The following is a 13,038-nucleotide window of genomic DNA, read 5'->3' as shown; positions in this document are numbered from 1 at the left end:
ACTGGGTGAACCCTTCCGCCGCGACGCCATGAAAAAACCCGTCGCAGTCGCCGGCATCGACGCAAACGACATGACACCGCAAGAGGCGTAAGCGAAAGCGGCCTGAAAATACTACCTCCGGGCCTTGGCTGGCCCGGAGAATTTCGATCTACTCCGCCATTAAAGGCGTGATTTCAGGTAAGGAAAACCGATGCAGGCGAAGAGTGCATCTCAGTCGCCCCTTCAGGGGGCGGTTAATTTTGTTCGTAGGAACGGAAACGGGTTTCTTGTGTCCGTTGTTGTTGCGGTCGCTGCGCAATTTCTGTCGGAACATTACGGCGCACCAGCGATGTTGATGGCGCTGTTGCTAGGTATCGCGTTTCATTTTCTGGCCGAAGACGATGCCGGAAATTGCAAGGCAGGCATTGATTTCACCGCGCGGACCGTTCTGCGATTTGGTGTGGCACTGCTGGGCGCGCGTATCTCTTTAGAGCTCATGATGAATCTGGGACCTCAGCTGATTGCAGTCGTGGTCGCAGGCGTGTTCCTGACCATCCTGTTTGGACTGCTGGGCGCGCGTCTGCTGGGCCGTGGATGGCGATTTGGTGTTTTGACCGGTGGATCCGTGGCGATCTGTGGTGCCTCTGCAGCGATGGCGATTTCGGCAATCCTGCCCAAAAATGAACATTCCGAACGAAACCTGATCTTTACCGTGTTGTCGGTTACGGTCCTTTCGACGATCGCCATGATCGCCTACCCGATCCTGACCGAAGCTTTTGATTTCGATGCAGAGGTGTCCGGAGTTTTCCTCGGTGGCACGATCCACGACGTGGCGCAGGTTGTCGGAGCTGGTTTCTCGGTTTCGGATGAAGCCGGTGAGGTCGCAACACTTGTGAAACTGATCCGTGTCGCCATGCTTGCACCTGTTGTTCTGGTGATTTCGGCCTTGGTTCGTCGCCACGCTGATTTTGCCGATGAAAGCGGAAAGCGCCCACCAATTCTGCCGATGTTTGTTGTAGGCTTCTTGATCTTTGCAACACTGAACTCGCTCGGATTCATTCCAGCTGCAATCGCAGACGCTATGGCCAGCCTGAGCCGCTGGGCGCTGCTTGTTTCGATCGCTGCGGTTGGCATGAAAACGTCGCTGAAACGCATCCTGGACGTGGGTGGACAAGCGATTGCACTGATTGTGGCCGAAACCATCTTTATCGCACTGTTCGTCCTCATAGGCGTCTATGTAGTGCATATGTGAATTGGGGCAGGATGCCGATGATAACCATCGAAAGAGTATTCCAAACATATCTGGAGACATCACTATGACAGCACATGTCATCAATCTGTTCGACGAACCTTCAAACCGCAGCGAGCGTCGTCTAGCTGATCTGCCGGACCGGGTCGTCGACGGCGATCCCAACCACAAGATCGGAATGCATTTCACAAGCCCGGATGGTGCCCTATCTGCCGGGACCTGGACGTCAACGCCGGGCAAATGGCATGCATTCACCGATAAGGATGAATACTGCTATATCGTCAAAGGCCATTGCGCACTGATCCATGAAGACGGAACGCGGCAGGACTTTCGCACCGGCGACAGCTTTATGATCCCAAACGGGTTTCGTGGATTTTGGGAAGTGGTGGAAGAAACAACCAAACACTTTGTCATCCGCGACTGCTCCTGAGTGAGTAAGCAGGCTTCAGAGCAAGACAAACGTAAATCGCCCCCGTCAAAGACGGGGGCGCAGAACTTAGATCGTGAGTTCTTGCAGATCCGGTTAGTGTAGGCGCGCTCATAACCCTGCGCTCATACTATTGATTTCATTAATTAAATTGAGGCGCACTTGCCCTTAACTTTGCGTGGTATTTGCGCCTAATTTTGCACGATTTGCCCAAAAGTTTGCACACTCCCCCTATCAGTGTCCATTTACATCCTTCCGAAAGTCTCTTTGAGTTCTGCGACTTTCTCAGCATCCAGTAGGCGGGTTGGCAGGCCGCGCAAAGCCACTAACAGCTTGGCCGTTTCTTCCAACTCTTCTGCGGCACAGACAGCTGAGAAGAGGTCCTTTCCCGAAACGACGGGGCCGTGATTGGCCAACAGAACCGCGCTATACCTGCCGCCCAGATCGCGGATCAAATCACCGGACTTCGGATCGCCGGGCTTTACGTATGGAACCAGTTTGACCGTACCGACACGCATCACAACGTATGGTGTCAGCGGTGGGATACAGTCATTGGGATCGGTGTCTTCCAGACAAGACAGAGCAGTGGCCCAGGTCGAATGCAGATGAACCACGGCGCCCGTTTCTGGCCGCGTCCCATAGAAGGCTTGATGCAGGGAAACCTCTTTGGTCGGCTTGTCGCCGGAGACGTGGTTCCCATCCAAATCAATCTTGGCGATGCGCTCGGGGTCGATATCTCCCAAGGTCGAATTCGTTGGCGTCATGAGAATCCCGTCAAGTAAACGCACAGAGACATTGCCCGCAGTGCCAACGGAAAAGCCACGCGCAAACAGCGAGGCGCACAGCTCGGACATCTGCCGTCGCAGGGCCTGTTCTTCAGAACTCATTTGCCTGCCTCCATCATTCTGAGGGCGTTCGCGAAAAAGTCTGGAGCGCCAAAGTTTCCAGACTTCAAAGCCAGCGCAATCGGTTCAGATTTCCCAACGCTAAGGACTGGCACGCCCGGGTCGATCTCTGGCCCAATTGACATGGCCGGTGACCCCAGTGCCTCAAAGACGGCTTTGGCAACAGCTCCCGACGTCTCTCCTCCTGCCACCACAAGGCGCTTGTACCCCGTTTCGGCAAGTTCTCGTGCTGTATCTGCAAAGAGATTGTCCAGCTTTTCCGCCACGGCTTCTTGGCCGAATTGACCTTGGATCGCGCGAACATCTTCCGGGCTTCCCGATGAATACGCGAGCGGCGCTTGATCCGGATGCGCTTCAAAGAAATCCAGAAGCGATTGCGCGGTCACATCCCCGGACATCACGCCCGGAACATTAATGGCGAAGGTTGGATGGGATTTCGCATGAATCTCAATCTGCCCGCGGGTCGCACCTGAACACGAACCGGCAAGGATCGCGGCAGGCCCTGCGATACCCGTGAAGACACTGCCAGCACTTTTGGACGAAGTCTCTCTCAGGAAGTTTTTTGGTAGCCCCAGCGCAATACCCGATCCCCCAGTAATGAGCTTGGCATTCTTTAGAGCTTCGCCCCAGGTCAACAAATCTTCATCCGAAATCGCATCGCCAATCACAAATCGTTCGTCGGCGTTCTGCAAAGCAGCAGCAATCGCCTCTGATCCTTGCTTCACAGCGTCAACTGGCACCAATCCAACCGCTTCTTCGGTCTGATGTTGCAACCAGCGCTTGATGTTCGCATCCGTCATCGGAGTAAGAGGGTGATTTTCCATCCCAGACTCGTGCAACAGCTTACCAAGCACAAAGAGATGACCGTAATAGATAGTACGCCCCGTTGTCGGAAAGGCCGGGCAGAAAACCACCTTTTGCGCGCCCAGTTCGTTGGCCAGCGCTTCCGCAACGGGGCCAATATTTCCCTCCGTGGTGGAATCGAAAGTCGAGCAGTACTTGAAGATGAACTGCTGGCATCCTTGGTCCGCGAGCCACCGCAAGGCACTCAGACTGTCTGCAACAGCTTCCTCGACAGGTGTAGTGCGGCTCTTGAGCGAGACGACACCTGCTTCGATCTCCTCGTCGGCTGGGGTTGTTGGAATACCCGGGAACTGAGCCGTTCGTAACCCACCTTCCGGCTCAACGCCCTTTGCCAAGGTGTTCGCGATATCACTCGCACCGGTAAAGTCGTCCGCTATGACGCCGATCTTCATAATTTGATGTCCCTGGTTGGCCCGAAATCCAGCCTATGGATATGCGGTGCCGCTCCGACGGGAAAAACCTCACGCACAAGCGGATCATGGCCGGGCACGATAAGTCGAGGGTGCGAGGCCAACTTTTCGAGCGTCTCGAAACCATCCATCATGTCTTGCAGGTCGACAACGATGGGAAACGCTTTGCGCGCCATGAAATTCTCGTAATAATGCGAGGCATCAGAGGCGAGTACCATCCACCCGGCAGCCGTTCTGACGCGAACGCATTGCAACCCGCGCGAATGTCCACCGATGCAGTGTACCGAGACCCCATCTGCAATCTCGGCTTCTCCATCGTAGAACACGACCTTGCCTGAATAGAGGCGCTTTACGACCTCGCAGACATGGCCAGCCGTGAAAGGCGCACGTAGGTGGTCATGGCACATGCAGGGGCCTGTGGCGAAGGCCATTTCCGCCGATTGTATGTGCAACTTTGCGTTGGGGAACATATGCAGCCCCCCTGCGTGGTCATAGTGAAGATGGGTCACGATGACCTCAGTCACCGCTTCCGGCGCGATGCCTAAGGGTCGCAAAGCCTCGCGCGGGTCCATCGCAATGGGACGACCACGGGCGACTGCCTCATCGGAATCGTAGCCGGTATCGACCAGAATGACTTCGTTACCGCGCTTCAATACCCAGATGAAGTAGTCCATCGCATGAGGTGCGTCGTGATTATCATCGATGATGAAACTGTCAGCTCGCGTCCGGGCATTTCGATCCGCGTATTTCACGGCGTGGATTTCCCAATCGTTCATCGGATGACCTCGGAATATTGGTGTACTATTTTCGTAGCGATCATATCAGCCACAGCCGCATCGAAGGATTTGAAATGCGCGCTTACTAGGTGGTCGGAAAACGCCGCGCTGTCATCATAAACCTCATAGAGAAAAACTGTCTCAGGATCATCGCCGAGGCAAACGTCAAACTGCTGGCACCCGGGTTCTTCACGCAAAGAGGTTGAAGCGTTTTCGACCATCAGCGGCAAAAAGGTGTCCCGCGTACCGGGCTTGAGAGTGAAGGTGACAGTAACCACAAACATCAGACGGAAAGTCCTTTCAGACGTGAGAAAGCGCGCTTCGCAACAGGCAGTTGGCTTAGGATCAGACCAATGTTGAGCACCAGCAGAATGGCGGCACCAGGTCGTGAAAAGAAGACCGCAAGATCCCCATCCGCCAAGAACAGCGACCGGCGGAAGGTTTCGTCAAACAGGCTGCCCAGAATAACCCCGATCACCAACGGCGCGATTGGGTATTTCATCAAGTTCATGAAATAGGCAACGGCGCCTACTCCAAGCATCAGGTAGAGATCATTGATGCCACCCCCAACACTGAAAGACCCAATTGTTGTCAGAACCATAACAACGGGCAAGAAGATGGTCTGCGGGATGGCGAGTATTTTGATAAAGACCCGAGCGGTGAAAAGCCCCATCAAGAACATTGTCAGGGAGGCCAGCACCAAAATTGCAACCACACGCAGAATGATCTCGGGGTCTATCGTCGGACCTGGGATCACGTTGTTGATCTTGAAAGCCCCCATCAAAGCCGCGGCGGGTGGTGAACCGGGAATGCCCAAAACCAAAAGCGGGATTAGCGCGCCCCCAATGCAGGCGTTGTTTGCTGTTTCAGAGCACAGCAGACCTTCCAATGACCCTTTTCCAAACTTATCGCCCTCGGTAGATACGGTCTTGCCGACTCCGTAGCTGACCCAACCGGCGACATCTTCGCCGACGCCAGGAAGCGCTCCTACCCCAGTCCCGATCACTCCTGAACGGCCAATGGTGGGCAGGTAGCGTCGGATGGAGCGTAGGTTCGGAAGGATACGACCTTTCAAGGCCAGAACTTTCCCTGCGTCAACGTGCCGAAGGCCATCGATAATTTGTGGAATGGCGAAGGCCCCCATCAAAACTGGCACGACCTGAAACCCGCTCAACAGGTAAGACCAGCCGAAAGTATAGCGCGGTTCAGACAAAAGAGGGTCGAGCCCCACCATGGACATCGCAAGCCCGATCAGACCGGCGATCCATCCCTTAATCACCAGGTCTTCGCTCATCAAAGTGCCAGAAAGCAATATACCGAAGAGGGCCAGCAGTGCTTTCTCCGGGCTTGCGATGTTCTTTGAAACCAAAAGCAGCGCCCAGACAAAAATCAAAAGCGTGATGGTTCCGATAACTGTGCCAATGAAACTGGCCGTCGTGGTCAGCCCTAGTGCTTCGCCACCTCGACCCGCTTTGGCCAGAGGGTAGCCATCCATGGCCGTTGCCGCGCTGGCTGCCGTGCCCGGAATGTTCAGCAGAATAGAAGGATAAGAGCCGCCGTAAATCGCGCCGACATAGGCCCCAAGCAAAGCGATAAGCGAATAGTCCAATGGGATCTTGTTGCCGAAAAATCCCGTCAGGATCGTCACTGCCAGCGTTGCGGTCAGACCGGGCAATGCGCCGAACGTGATGCCCAGGAACACAGATGCGATCAAATACAGATAAGTCAGCGGGTCCGCTGCCAGGCCCACGAATGCAGTCCCAAATCCAGCCAGTTGCGAAAGAATAAAATCCATCCGGTCAGTCTTTCCATAGCGGACGAAGCGTTACGTAGTAGTGGTATTCGATTTGCTTGAAGATCAGCCCGCCGCGCGCGGGCACGTTCTGCCGGAAAACAAAGGCCATCGCACAAACGAGGATGAGCGGGGCAAGTATTGCCACCAATGGAACGAACCGCAAAACACGTTCGGAAGCCGCTTTGGTCAACACCACTAGTGTTAACGCCACCCAAAAGGCCAGCGTGAACCAATCATCACCGTGTGCATTCCAATCCGCCTGAGCAGGATACACGGCGAACGCAAACAAACCGGCGACGACAACTGCTATGCAAGCCACCAAAGCACGCCGCGCGTGACCGCCGTAGTAGCCGTAAGTCAAAGCCGTGATCAGCAACCCAGAGCACAGAATGAAGTCCACTCTTGGAACCAACCCAACGACATATGCAAGAAGGATCAGTCCTATGGTTGAAGCTCGATAGGCTTCCGACTTATCCCACCCGATGCCCAAAGCACTGAGCGCGTTTTGGGCTCCACCTGAGCGGATGGAAATAGCCAGCAAGACGAAGGACAACACAAGCAATCCACAGAAGATGAACAACGGTACAATTGCAGCCGAGTTGTACCAGTCCGACCCACTTACACCTGCGCGGTTTTCACCCCAAAGTGGGATGTCCAATGTCTTCCAAAGGAAAAAGACGGACACTGTTATTAGAACAATAGCAGCCCAAAAATCGCGGGTCCGCGTGACCAGTGTTTCGTCGATTTTGTCCATGCCTGCCTCCTGGCAGAAAGGGCGCGATCAAACGCGCCCTTCCAAAGTTGATCGGATTAGGGCTTCTCGATACCCAGCGACGCCGGATCGACGGTCGCTGCGCCCAGATCTTGCAAGGTGTAGGCAAATGTCGCCTCAAGGTTCGCAAACAGCTCCTGAGCTTCTTCGCCGTGTTGACCACCGACATCGTAATTGTTTGCAGAGGCCCATTCAGCGACGGTGTCGGAGGCAATCGCTTGCTCGAAGGCATCACCAAGCGCGGCCTTTACGTCGTCCCCGGCTGAACTGTGAACTGCAAACCCGATGGCCTGTTTGAGCGGTAAATACTGATCGAGACCGTCATAAATGCCAAAGGCAGAAGGCACTGTTGCCCCTGCAATCTGTGCATCTTCGGGCGTCAACATCGCAAGCGGTTTAAGTTGACCGCCTTCGATCAACGGGGCCTGTTCAGCCAGTGAGGTCACAACCAACGCGACTTCACCCGCTATCGCTGCTTCCTGCCCGGGCGCTGAGCCTTTGTAGGGAACAAACTTGAACTCAGTCCCTGACCCTTTTTCGATGGCCAGAAGATTCAAATGATGGATCGAACCCGCGCCGGAAGCCGCAGCCGGAATAGTGCCAGGAGCAGCTTTTGCGGCGTCGACCAGTTCTTCCAGTGTATTGTAAGGGCTGTCCGCCGGGACCGAGATCAGATCAGGTGATCCACCGACAATAAACGGATACCAAAAGTCAAATTTCTTATCCCAACCACCCTGCACAGCAGCGGTGACGTTCGATTCAGAAAGACCAACCAATGTGTAGCCATCGTCTGGTTGGTTCATGACGTAGACCATACCGTTAGAGCCTGCGACACCACCTGTTTGATTGATCACATTGATCGAGACCGGAAGGTGTTTTTCCATCTCGGCCATGATCATTCGGTTGATCGTGTCCGTGCCACCACCGGCCCCCCAGACCACAGCTGTGGTGATATCACGATAGGGATAATCCTGCGCAGCAGCTGCGCCTGCAATGCCGGTCGCCATCACGGCTGCGGCCGCCAACCGCCCTAGCTTCAGTTTCATTTCCAAGTCCTCCCAAACATCTTTGCGTTTATTATTGCATTTAATTGCGTATACATTAAAGAATGCATTGTCAACGGACTGTAGTGAAAGCTGCTATCGCGCTATGAATGCGAAACGGGAAGGAAGCGGGCTAAGATGAAGAAAAGTTATGATGTGGCAGTGTTCCACGGGGACGGAATCGGCCCTGAAATTATGGCCCCTACGCTTGAAATCCTGCGTCAGCTCTCGCGCCGCAGTCCTTCCTACGAACTGGCGTTTACAGACGCTCCGGCGGGCGCAGGCCACTACGCCAAAACTGGAGATTCGTTTCCGGCTGGATCACTCGAAACTGCACGCAACGCTGACGCGATTTTGCTGTCTGCAATGGGCTTGCCGGATGTTCGATACCCTGACGGAACCGAGATTTCACCGCAGATTGATTTGCGAAAGCAACTGGGACTCTTCGCTGGTGTACGGCCAGTAAAGGTAAGCAGCGGACAAATGACCCCCTTGGCACTGCCTCCCGGAAAAGAGATCGACTTTGTGTTGATACGCGAAAGCACAGAAGGACTGTTCTTCACCCAAGGCGCTGGCGAAGTTACTGAACACGAAGCACGTGAAACTTTGCTGATCACTCGTGAGGTGTCCGAAAAACTGTTCCGTTTCGCGTTTGAACTCGCCCAGAACCGCAAAAGAACCGGGCGCGGTCGGGGTCGAGTTACATGTGTCGACAAAGCCAATGTATTCCGCGCCTTTGCGTTCTTCAGATCGATGTTTGATGCAGAAGCTGCAAACCATCCCGAATTGCAGGCAGACCATGTTTATGTTGATGCCACCGCTCTATGGATGGTTCAAAAACCTTGGGAATTTGATGTTATGGTCACTGAGAACATGTTCGGAGACATCCTCTCCGACCTTGGTGCAGGTCTTATGGGCGGTCTTGGACTGGCGCCTTCAGCAGATATCGGGTTAAACCACGCCGTGTTCCAACCCTGCCATGGTTCCGCTCCGGACATTGCGGGACAGGGTATTGCCAACCCATTTGCGATGATCCTATCCGCAGCAATGATGCTTGAATGGTTGGGGCTGACCCATGATCACCCAGACCTGTCCAACGACGGCGAACGATTGCGTGAAGCCGTGGAAAAGGTGACGGCGAACGGAAAGGACCTGACGCGTGACCTTGGTGGCACCGCCGGAACGCAGGACGCAGCCTCATCGGTATTGGAGGCATTGCGGGCATGAATACCCAACAAGCCATCAGGGTCGCTTGTGTGGGTGCGGGGTATTTCAGTAGGTTCCACTACGAAAGCTGGTCCCGAATGCCCGGAGCGGTTCCGATTGCATCCTGCAACCGTGATATCAACAAGGCGAAGGAAACAGGGCTGGCCGCTTACGATGATCTGTCGAAAATGCTGGAGGCGGAAAAACCAGATCTCGTGGACATCATCCTTCCACCTGTGGCGCAAGCCGACGCTATTCGAACTGCGCTGCATTCGGGCATAAAGTGGCTGATCTGCCAAAAACCTTTCTGCATGTCTCTGGATGAAGCGGAGAAGATCGTCTCCGAGGCTGAAGCGGTAGGCGCAACTATTGTTGTGCACGAGAACTTTCGCTTCCAGCCCTGGTATCGTTCGATCAAGGTAGCGATGACCGAGGGTCGAATTGGAACACCTCTACAAGCGACTTTCCGGCTTCGGCCCGGCGACGGACAGGGACCGCACGCCTACCTTGACCGGCAGCCGTACTTTCAAGTTATGCCACGTTTTCTGGTGCATGAAACTGCGGTGCACTGGGTAGACACATTCCGTTATTTGTTCGATGCGCCCAGCGCAGTTTATGCAGACTTGCGCCAAGTTAACCCAGTTATCGCAGGCGAGGATGCAGGTTACATCCTGTTTGACCACCCCAACGGTTTGAAAGCTCTGTTCGATGGCAACAGATGCCTTGACCACAGTGCCGAAAACCTGCGTCAGACCATGGGCGAGGCTCTCATCGAGGGAACGCAAGGATCACTGCTTCTTAACGGCGACGGTTCAGTAGAACTCCGCGGTTTTGGAAAACAGGAGCGGCAGCAGATTCTACCTCCAAGCGATCACGATGGATTTGGAGGAGACTGCGTCCACGCCTTGCAAAGTCACGTCGTTTCAGGCCTTCTAAGAGGCACGCCGTTGGAAAACACGGCCCGAGATTATTTGGATGTGATCCGCATCGAAGAGAACATCTATCTCTCGGCTGCGGAAGGGCGAAAGATCAACCTGGAGACACCGTGAAGGATCAGGACGCAAAAACTCTTTCCAATACGCAACGCGCTGTTAGGGATTTGCGACAGATGATCCTGTCTGGCGAACTTGCGGCCGGAACTGACCATCTGGAGTCGGAACTCGCCGAAACTCTGGGCATGTCCCGCACTCCGATACGGGAAGCTGCGCTGATGTTGGAAAGTAAGGGGTTGCTGGAAATGCGGCCCCGCAAGGGTGTGCGGATACTGCCTGTTTCATCAGACGATATGCGTGAAATTTACGACATACTGACGGAACTCGAGAGCCTAGCAGCACAGCGCGCTGCCGAAGCGGGTTATTCAGAAGATGAACTGGCAGTACTTGCCGGATCAATTGCAAAGATGGACCAAGCCATCGAAGCCGAAGACCTAGAAGACTGGGCCGAGGCCGACGAGTTGTTTCATCAGGAGCTCGTTCGGTTGGGCGGCAACAAACGGGTCGAAGCGATTGTCGCCATGATGAGCGACCAGGTGCGTCGCGCGCGCGCAACGACGTTGTTCATCAGGCCCCTGCCCGTCAAATCCAACGAAGATCACCGTGTTGTTTTTCAAGCAATTAGTGAAGGTCGACCGGATGTTGCCCGTGAACGTCATCGTGAACACAGACTACAAGCCAAGGCTATGCTTTGCGGGATACTCGAAAAACATCGGCTCAACAGCCTCTGATCTGCTCGTATTCGATCGTTAATCAACTAAAGTAGCTGCTTTTTTAGGCACAAAAGGCTCTCCGAACACCTGTCTAACACGGCAGTCCATCGTTGAGCCCGGTTGTTCTGATTTACTTTTTTCAGGTCACTCAACCAATCACTGCATCGATGGGGTTAAGATAGTACGATTTCGGATTAAATTAGTTCGATATCGTACTATTGGAGACTCAAAATGCCAAATCGAAGACGTTTTCTCAAGATTCTAGGCGGCGGCACAATACTGGCGGCAACGGGCGCGGTCGCGTTCCTTGCTACACGCACGCCGCATGACGCGCTGGCTCCGTGGACGCCAAAACCGTATGACGACCTACGCAAAGCCGCTTTGTCCTACGCAATTCTCGCCCCCAATCCACACAACTTGCAACCTTGGCTGGTCGAGTTGGTTGGACAAGACAAGGTGCGCATCCACCGTGATCCTGATCGCGAGCTTCCGGAAACCGATCCTTACAACCGCCAACTCTATATTGGCCTCGGCGCCTTTGTTGAGACGATGGTATTGGCGGCAAGTGCTCTCGGGTTTGATACTGAGGTCAAGTTGCTGCCAGATGGGGATGACGGACCCATCGCAGAAGCGGTGTTTGTTCCTGGCGGGGCATCCGATCCGCTTTCAGATCAAATCCTCAACCGACATTCAAACAAAGAACCGTACACTGAACAGCGGCTGTCCGAGGCGGAAGTGTCAGCCCTTGAAAACTACGCCACTCTGATTACCGATGAAGATTTGGTGGCCCGTATTCGAGACCTCACGAAACGCGCCTTTGAAATCGAAATGCGAACGCCGCAGACCCTGAAAGAATCCGTCGACCTGATGCGGATCGGGAAAGCAGAAATCAATGCCAACCCAGACGGGATTGAATTGCGCGATCCCATGCTGGAAACGCTGCGACTTACCGGCCTATTGGACAATGAGACCCTGATGAACGTTGACCACCCAGGCACTCAGTCACACATGCGAGACTACTTCGCGATGCTAGACGCGACGCCGCAATACGCAATCCTTACGACAGCCACAAATACGCGAAGCGATCAACTCGATGCCGGACGTCAATTGATGCGTTTTTACCTGAAGACAACCGAAATGGGCCTGGGCGTTCATCCAGTCAGTCAGGCCCTTCAGGAATATCCTGAGATGGCTAACGAATACGCTCTGGCGCATGAGCTTCTTGCGTCACCGGGCCACACAGTGCAAATGTTGCTGCGTTTGGGGTATGGACCCGAGCCAATTGCCACACCCCGCTGGCCGCTGGAGACACGAATTCTAAATGAAGCTTGAGGATGAGACCAACGAAGTCTACCGGTTCTTCACCGAGGTCGGGATCATTAATCAGCTGATCTCGACCAAGCTTGAAGCGTTCTTGCCTGGTCGAATGACAGCGACTCAATTTGGAATTTTAGGCCACCTGGTCCGGCGTCCCGAGGGAGAAACTCCACTACAGCTATCGAACGCTTTTCAAGTGCCCAAGACATCGATGACGCATATGCTCTCGAGCCTTGAAAATCATGCCCTGATTACCCTTGAAGCCAATCCCAATGATAAGCGTTCGAAAATTGCTCGGTCCACACCGGAAGGCGCGGAGTTTTTGAAAGCTTGTATGGAGCGGATGTCGGAAGCTCTTGGTCCAGTTTTGTTCGAACTGGGGCCTGAACCGTTTCACAGTTCTTTGCCTAATCTGACCCTCATTCGCGAAACATTGGACCGTGAGCGGGACTAGGCGCAACCTGCGTCAGCTCAAGCAAGCAGTAAAATTCTCAGAACATCATGAAGTCTCCGCCCGGGGAAGCGGCAGTGATCCTTTTGGCAATGTGGACGTGTAGGCAAATGTCACAACCATCAGAGGCACACACCTT

The 13,038-nt window shown here is 54.2% G+C and carries 14 protein-coding genes; 7 read left to right on the top strand and 7 right to left on the bottom strand.

Annotated features, from left to right (window positions below; genetic code table 11):
* Positions 1-190 precede the first annotated feature (190 nt).
* Positions 191-1,231 (top strand): YeiH family protein, encoded by a 1,041-nt coding sequence (locus ACR0CW_RS17240; protein WP_480743202.1) that lies wholly within the window; start codon positions 191-193, stop codon positions 1,229-1,231.
* Between the two features lie 64 nt (positions 1,232-1,295).
* Positions 1,296-1,658 carry a cupin domain-containing protein gene (locus tag ACR0CW_RS17235; protein WP_480788724.1) on the top strand — a complete coding sequence of 121 codons (363 nt, stop codon included), beginning with the start codon at positions 1,296-1,298 and terminating at the stop codon, positions 1,656-1,658.
* 242 nt (positions 1,659-1,900) lie between these two features.
* On the opposite strand, the gene otnC is transcribed toward ACR0CW_RS17235, so the two are convergent.
* Genes otnC through ACR0CW_RS17200 form a run of 7 tightly spaced genes read right to left on the bottom strand, consistent with a single transcriptional unit; the run spans position 1,901 to position 8,223 of the window.
* Positions 1,901-2,542 carry a 3-oxo-tetronate 4-phosphate decarboxylase gene (otnC, locus tag ACR0CW_RS17230; RefSeq protein ID WP_480788723.1) on the bottom strand — a complete coding sequence of 214 codons (642 nt, stop codon included), beginning with the start codon at positions 2,540-2,542 and terminating at the stop codon, positions 1,901-1,903.
* Positions 2,539-3,816 (bottom strand): 3-oxo-tetronate kinase, encoded by a 1,278-nt coding sequence (gene otnK, locus ACR0CW_RS17225; protein WP_480788722.1) that lies wholly within the window; start codon positions 3,814-3,816, stop codon positions 2,539-2,541. The genes otnC and otnK overlap by 4 nt, the downstream gene beginning before the upstream one ends.
* Positions 3,813-4,610, bottom strand: a complete 798-nt coding sequence (locus tag ACR0CW_RS17220; protein ID WP_480788721.1) for an N-acyl homoserine lactonase family protein — start codon at positions 4,608-4,610, stop codon at positions 3,813-3,815. The genes otnK and ACR0CW_RS17220 overlap by 4 nt, the downstream gene beginning before the upstream one ends.
* On the bottom strand, positions 4,607-4,894 hold the full coding sequence (locus tag ACR0CW_RS17215) for a putative quinol monooxygenase (RefSeq protein ID WP_480788720.1): 288 nt from the start codon (positions 4,892-4,894) through the stop codon (positions 4,607-4,609). Before ACR0CW_RS17215 ends, ACR0CW_RS17220 begins: the two co-directional genes overlap by 4 nt.
* Positions 4,894-6,405 carry a tripartite tricarboxylate transporter permease gene (locus ACR0CW_RS17210; protein ID WP_480788719.1) on the bottom strand — a complete coding sequence of 504 codons (1,512 nt, stop codon included), beginning with the start codon at positions 6,403-6,405 and terminating at the stop codon, positions 4,894-4,896. Before ACR0CW_RS17210 ends, ACR0CW_RS17215 begins: the two co-directional genes overlap by 1 nt.
* Before the next feature lie 4 nt (positions 6,406-6,409).
* On the bottom strand, positions 6,410-7,159 hold the full coding sequence (locus ACR0CW_RS17205; protein ID WP_480788718.1) for a hypothetical protein: 750 nt from the start codon (positions 7,157-7,159) through the stop codon (positions 6,410-6,412).
* A 56-nt stretch (positions 7,160-7,215) separates the two neighbouring features.
* Positions 7,216-8,223, bottom strand: a complete 1,008-nt coding sequence (locus tag ACR0CW_RS17200; RefSeq protein ID WP_480788717.1) for a Bug family tripartite tricarboxylate transporter substrate binding protein — start codon at positions 8,221-8,223, stop codon at positions 7,216-7,218.
* A 135-nt stretch (positions 8,224-8,358) separates the two neighbouring features.
* Here ACR0CW_RS17200 and ACR0CW_RS17195 point away from each other — a divergent pair, with 135 nt between their 5' ends.
* The 5 genes from ACR0CW_RS17195 to ACR0CW_RS17175 all read left to right on the top strand — a co-directional run bounded on the left by ACR0CW_RS17195 (position 8,359) and on the right by ACR0CW_RS17175 (position 12,902).
* The gene (locus ACR0CW_RS17195; RefSeq protein WP_480788716.1) at positions 8,359-9,447 is read left to right on the top strand and encodes an isocitrate/isopropylmalate dehydrogenase family protein; all 1,089 of its coding nucleotides are present in this window, start codon (positions 8,359-8,361) and stop codon (positions 9,445-9,447) included.
* Complete coding sequence (locus tag ACR0CW_RS17190; protein WP_480788715.1) at positions 9,444-10,475, top strand: Gfo/Idh/MocA family protein; 1,032 nt, start codon at positions 9,444-9,446, stop codon at positions 10,473-10,475. Before ACR0CW_RS17195 ends, ACR0CW_RS17190 begins: the two co-directional genes overlap by 4 nt.
* Positions 10,472-11,149, top strand: coding sequence for a GntR family transcriptional regulator (locus ACR0CW_RS17185; RefSeq protein ID WP_480788714.1), 678 nt, complete (start codon positions 10,472-10,474; stop codon positions 11,147-11,149). The genes ACR0CW_RS17190 and ACR0CW_RS17185 overlap by 4 nt, the downstream gene beginning before the upstream one ends.
* 213 nt (positions 11,150-11,362) lie before the next feature.
* Positions 11,363-12,463 carry an Acg family FMN-binding oxidoreductase gene (locus ACR0CW_RS17180; protein ID WP_480788713.1) on the top strand — a complete coding sequence of 367 codons (1,101 nt, stop codon included), beginning with the start codon at positions 11,363-11,365 and terminating at the stop codon, positions 12,461-12,463.
* Positions 12,453-12,902 carry a MarR family winged helix-turn-helix transcriptional regulator gene (locus ACR0CW_RS17175; protein WP_480788712.1) on the top strand — a complete coding sequence of 150 codons (450 nt, stop codon included), beginning with the start codon at positions 12,453-12,455 and terminating at the stop codon, positions 12,900-12,902. The genes ACR0CW_RS17180 and ACR0CW_RS17175 overlap by 11 nt, the downstream gene beginning before the upstream one ends.
* The last annotated feature ends 136 nt before the right edge of the window (positions 12,903-13,038 follow it).

The sequence above is a fragment of the Ruegeria sp. CH6 genome, assembly GCF_056537005.1.
This window is presented reverse-complemented; position numbering and strand designations above follow the sequence as displayed.